Annotated in this window: 3 tRNA genes and 3 rRNA genes; all 6 read left to right on the top strand. The window is 56.3% G+C overall.

Annotated elements, in window-relative coordinates:
• Positions 1-160 precede the first annotated feature (160 nt).
• The 6 genes from BO64_RS06440 (at position 161) to BO64_RS06415 (ending at position 5,417) form a co-directional block, all read left to right on the top strand.
• Positions 161-1,642, top strand: a 16S ribosomal RNA gene (locus tag BO64_RS06440).
• A 178-nt stretch (positions 1,643-1,820) separates the two neighbouring features.
• Positions 1,821-1,897, top strand: a tRNA-Ile gene (locus BO64_RS06435).
• Positions 1,898-1,998: 101 nt separating this feature from the next.
• Positions 1,999-2,074, top strand: a tRNA-Ala gene (locus BO64_RS06430).
• 226 nt (positions 2,075-2,300) lie between these two features.
• Positions 2,301-5,087: ribosomal RNA gene (locus BO64_RS06425) — 23S ribosomal RNA — on the top strand.
• A gap of 77 nt (positions 5,088-5,164) precedes the next feature.
• A 5S ribosomal RNA gene (gene rrf, locus BO64_RS06420) occupies positions 5,165-5,279 on the top strand.
• The 16S, 23S and 5S rRNA genes sit together here with 3 tRNA genes alongside, the layout of an rRNA operon.
• Before the next feature lie 61 nt (positions 5,280-5,340).
• A tRNA-Met gene (locus BO64_RS06415) sits at positions 5,341-5,417 on the top strand.
• Positions 5,418-5,495 lie beyond the last annotated feature (78 nt).

Raw genomic sequence — 5,495 nt, 5'->3', positions numbered from 1 at the left:
CTCTATCTCGACGCTGACTGTGACTGCGGTCTCTTGAAGACACCATGAATATGGCTGGGCTTTGGCCTGGCCAAGATTTGTGGGAACTCGTCAAGAACTACGCAGACTATGCCAGCCGGTTCCGCAAGGGACTGGTTACGCTGAAGTCAGAACGTCAACTCAACCTGAGAGTTTGATCCTGGCTCAGAGCGAACGCTGGCGGCAGGCCTAATACATGCAAGTCGAACGGCTCTTCGGAGCAGTGGCGGACGGGTGAGTAACGCGTGGGAATGTGCCCTTAGGTACGGAACAACCCAGGGAAACTTGGGCTAATACCGTATGTGCCCTTCGGGGGAAAGATTTATCGCCTTTGGAGCAGCCCGCGTTGGATTAGGTAGTTGGTGAGGTAAAGGCTCACCAAGCCGACGATCCATAGCTGGTCTGAGAGGATGATCAGCCACACTGGGACTGAGACACGGCCCAGACTCCTACGGGAGGCAGCAGTAGGGAATCTTGCGCAATGGGCGAAAGCCTGACGCAGCCATGCCGCGTGAATGATGAAGGTCTTAGGATTGTAAAATTCTTTCACCGGGGAAGATAATGACGGTACCCGGAGAAGAAGCCCCGGCTAACTTCGTGCCAGCAGCCGCGGTAATACGAAGGGGGCTAGCGTTGCTCGGAATTACTGGGCGTAAAGGGCGCGTAGGCGGATGTTTAAGTCGGGGGTGAAAGCCCGGGGCTCAACCTCGGAATTGCCTTCGATACTGGACATCTTGAGTACGGGAGAGGTGAGTGGAACTCCGAGTGTAGAGGTGAAATTCGTAGATATTCGGAAGAACACCAGTGGCGAAGGCGACTCACTGGCCCGTTACTGACGCTGAGGCGCGAAAGCGTGGGGAGCAAACAGGATTAGATACCCTGGTAGTCCACGCCGTAAACGATGAGTGCTAGTTGTCGGCATGCATGCATGTCGGTGACGCAGCTAACGCATTAAGCACTCCGCCTGGGGAGTACGGTCGCAAGATTAAAACTCAAAGGAATTGACGGGGGCCCGCACAAGCGGTGGAGCATGTGGTTTAATTCGAAGCAACGCGCAGAACCTTACCACCTTTTGACATGCCCTGATCGCTGGAGAGATCCAGTTTTCCCTTCGGGGACAGGGACACAGGTGCTGCATGGCTGTCGTCAGCTCGTGTCGTGAGATGTTGGGTTAAGTCCCGCAACGAGCGCAACCCTCGCCATTAGTTGCCATCATTAAGTTGGGCACTCTAATGGGACCGCCGGTGGTAAGCCGGAGGAAGGTGGGGATGACGTCAAGTCCTCATGGCCCTTACGGGGTGGGCTACACACGTGCTACAATGGCGACTACAGAGGGTTGCGATGCTGCGAAGCGGAGCTAATCCCTAAAAGTCGTCTCAGTTCGGATTGCACTCTGCAACTCGAGTGCATGAAGTCGGAATCGCTAGTAATCGCGGATCAGCATGCCGCGGTGAATACGTTCCCGGGCCTTGTACACACCGCCCGTCACACCATGGGAGTTGGCTTTACCCGAAGACGGTGCGCTAACCCGCAAGGGAGGCAGCCGGCCACGGTAGGGTCAGCGACTGGGGTGAAGTCGTAACAAGGTAGCCGTAGGGGAACCTGCGGCTGGATCACCTCCTTTCTAAGGATAGGCCTCCAGGACGCTCACGCTTCCTATTGGTCTTCCAAAGACACCAAACAGGTGCGGGGCGTCGCCGTCTCCGTTTCTCTTTCCGCTGACACCGCGACCGCCAGGTCGACGGTGCGATCGCGCATTCGGCGCCGGCTTTTGGGGTTGGGCGCTGAGCGGACCGCTTCAAGGGCCTGTAGCTCAGTTGGTTAGAGCACACGCCTGATAAGCGTGAGGTCGGCAGTTCGAGTCTGCCTGGGCCCACCACACTCTTCGTACGTTGTGTGACCCTCGGGCGGGCAGACGAAGATCGACACCCTCGGGGACGCCCCTCGAGGCTCCCAGCTGCAGCCGCCTCTCATTGAGTAGGGGCCATAGCTCAGTTGGTAGAGCGCGTGCTTTGCAAGCATGAGGTCGTCGGTTCGATCCCGTCTGGCTCCACCACTCTCCCGCGCGATCGCGGAAGCAAACGAGTTTCCGCTCCGGCCTCAGGGCCGGCTGCGGCATCTGACATCGTGAATTGAAGGGTTCATCCGCCCCACCCCTGGGGTTCGAGGATGGATCCGAGATGACATCATCATCAAAGCAAAGACAAAGCGCATGTGTGGGCGCTGCCTGGGTTTCGTACCCTGGGCGGCAACCGTCCCCACGCATGAGTTTTGCTGAGAACGATCAAGCGCATAAGGGCTTCTGACGGATGCCTTGGCACTGAGAGGCGATGAAGGACGTGGCACGCTGCGATAAGATCCGGGGAGGCGCGAGCATCCTTTGATCCGGATATTTCCGAATGGGGAAACCCACCTTTACGGTCTGCGAATGTGATCATCAGCTCCGGCTGGTGATCTGGTTCGTAGGTCGTTCAAAGGTACATTGACCTGAATACATAGGGTTCAATGAGCGAACCCGGGGAACTGAAACATCTCAGTACCCGGAGGAAAGGACATCAACCGAGACTCCCGTAGTAGTGGCGAGCGAACCGGGACCAGGCCAGTGCTGTCGTGACATAAAGCCGAACGATCTGGAAAGGTCGGCCATAGCGGGTGATAGCCCCGTAGGCGTCAATTAGCGACAGACTCGAGTAGGGCGGGACACGTGAAATCCTGTCTGAATATGGGGGGACCATCCTCCAAGCCTAAGTACTCCTCAGTGACCGATAGTGAACAAGTACCGTGAGGGAAAGGTGAAAAGCACCCCGACGAGGGGAGTGAAATAGAACCTGAAATCGGAAGCCTACAAGCAGTCGGAGCCACCTCGCGTGGTGACGGCGTACCTTTTGTATAATGGGTCAGCGACTTCATGTGCCGTGCAAGCTTAAGCCGTTAGGTGTAGGCGCAGCGAAAGCGAGTCTGAATAGGGCGATTAAGTACGTCGCATGACGACCCGAAACCAGGTGATCTATCCATGAGCAGGTTGAAGGCTGGGTAACACCAGCTGGAGGACCGAACCCGTGCCCGTTGAAAAGGTCTGGGATGACTTGTGGATAGGGGTGAAAGGCCAATCAAACCTGGACATAGCTGGTTCTCCGCGAAATCTATTTAGGTAGAGCCTCGGACGAATTCCTTGGGGGGTAGAGCACTGGATGGATGCGGGCGGCGCGAGCTGTACCAATTCTAACCAAACTCCGAATACCCAAGAGAACTATCCGGGAGACACACGGCGGGTGCTAACGTCCGTCGTGAAAAGGGAAACAACCCTAACCATCATCTAAGGCCCCCAAGTAACGGCTAAGTGGGAAACGATGTGGGATTGCTTTGACAACCAGGATGTTGGCTTAGAAGCAGCCATCATTTAAAGAAAGCGTAACAGCTCACTGGTCAAGCGATCCTGCGCGGAAAATGTAACGGGGCTTAAGCCGTTCGCCGAAGGTATGGGTGTGCGCAAGCACGCGGTAGCGGAGCGTTCCGTAAGCCTGTGAAGGTCGGTCGTGAGGCCGGCTGGAGGTATCGGAAGTGAGAATGCTGACATGAGTAGCGACAAAGAGTGTGAGAGACACTCTCGCCGAAAGTCCAAGGGTTCCTGCGTAAAGTTAATCTGCGCAGGGTTAGCCGGCCCCTAAGGCGAGGCCGAAAGGCGTAGTCGATGGGAACCAGGTAAATATTCCTGGGCCAGTTGGAAGTGACGAATGGCGTAAGTTGTCAGGGCTTATTGGATTGCTCCTGGCAGCGAAGTTGTTCCTGGAAATAACTCCAACAGAGACCGTACCCGAAACCGACACAGGTGGACTGGTAGAGCATACCAAGGCGCTTGAGAGAACTATGCTGAAGGAACTCGGCAAATTGCACGCGTAACTTCGGGATAAGCGTGACTCACCCTGGGCAACCAGGACTGAGTGGCACAGGCCAGGGGGTAGCGACTGTTTATCAAAAACACAGGGCTCTGCGAAACCGTAAGGCGACGTATAGGGTCTGACGCCTGCCCGGTGCCGGAAGGTTAAAAGGAGGAGTGCAAGCTCCGAATTGAAGCCCCGGTAAACGGCGGCCGTAACTATAACGGTCCTAAGGTAGCGAAATTCCTTGTCGGGTAAGTTCCGACCTGCACGAATGGCGTAACGACTTCCCCACTGTCTCCAGCATAGGCTCAGCGAAATTGAATTCCCCGTGAAGATGCGGGGTTCCCGCGGTCAGACGGAAAGACCCTATGAACCTTTACTGCAGCTTCGCTTTGGCGTTAGCGGCAACATGTGTAGGATAGGTGGGAGGCTATGAAACCGGGGCGCCAGCTCCGGCGGAGCCAACCTTGAAATACCACCCTTGTTGCCGCTGACGTCTAACCGAGGTCCGTTATCCGGATCCGGGACATAGCGTGGTGGGCAGTTTGACTGGGGCGGTCGCCTCCCAAAGTGTAACGGAGGCGCGCGATGGTGGGCTCAGAGCGGTCGGAAATCGCTCGTCGAGTGCAATGGCATAAGCCCGCCTGACTGAGAGACTGACAAGTCGATCAGAGACGAAAGTCGGCCATAGTGATCCGGTGGTTCTGCATGGAAGGGCCATCGCTCAACGGATAAAAGGTACTCTAGGGATAACAGGCTGATTTTGCCCAAGCGTCCACAGCGACGGCAAAGTTTGGCACCTCGATGTCGGCTCATCACATCCTGGGGCTGGAGCAGGTCCCAAGGGTTCGGCTGTTCGCCGATTAAAGTGGTACGTGAGCTGGGTTCAGAACGTCGTGAGACAGTTTGGTCCCTATCTGCCGTGGGTGTACGAAGCTTGAGAGGATCTGTCCCTAGTACGAGAGGACCGGGATGGACACACCTCTGGTGGACCTGTCGTGGCGCCAGCCGCGCAGCAGGGTAGCTAAGTGTGGAATAGATAACCGCTGAAAGCATCTAAGCGGGAAACTAACCTCAAAACAAGGCTTCGCTGAGAGCCGTGGTAGACCACCACGTTGATAGGCCAGGTGTGGAAGTGCGGCGACGCATGGAGCTTACTGGTACTAATCGCTCGATCGGCTTGATCGTTCTTATCAAAACTCATGAGAGCTTCGTCCTTGCTCTCGATGATGATCTCATCTCGAACAACGCATCCGCTTCGTTGACCTGGTGGCTATGCCGAGAGGTCCCCACCCGATCCCATTCCGAACTCGGTCGTTAAGCCTCTCTGGGCCGATGGTACTTCGTCTTAAGGCGCGGGAGAGTAGGTCGCCGCCAGGTCTACCAAGCGGATGCAGCCGTCCAAGAACCCTTCAATCCACTACACCAGTACCGGCTTTGCCGCGGGATGGAGCAGCCCGGTAGCTCGTCAGGCTCATAACCTGAAGGTCGCAGGTTCAAATCCTGCTCCCGCACCCAACCTTCCAAACAACACCAAAACGCCGCCCCCAAATCAGGGCGGCGTTTTCCTTTGACCCAACACCCAAAACCTGCCGC

The organism is Phenylobacterium composti DSM 19425, assembly GCF_059568645.1.
Note: the sequence above shows the minus strand (reverse complement) of the source record. Positions and strands in the feature narration are given on the sequence as shown.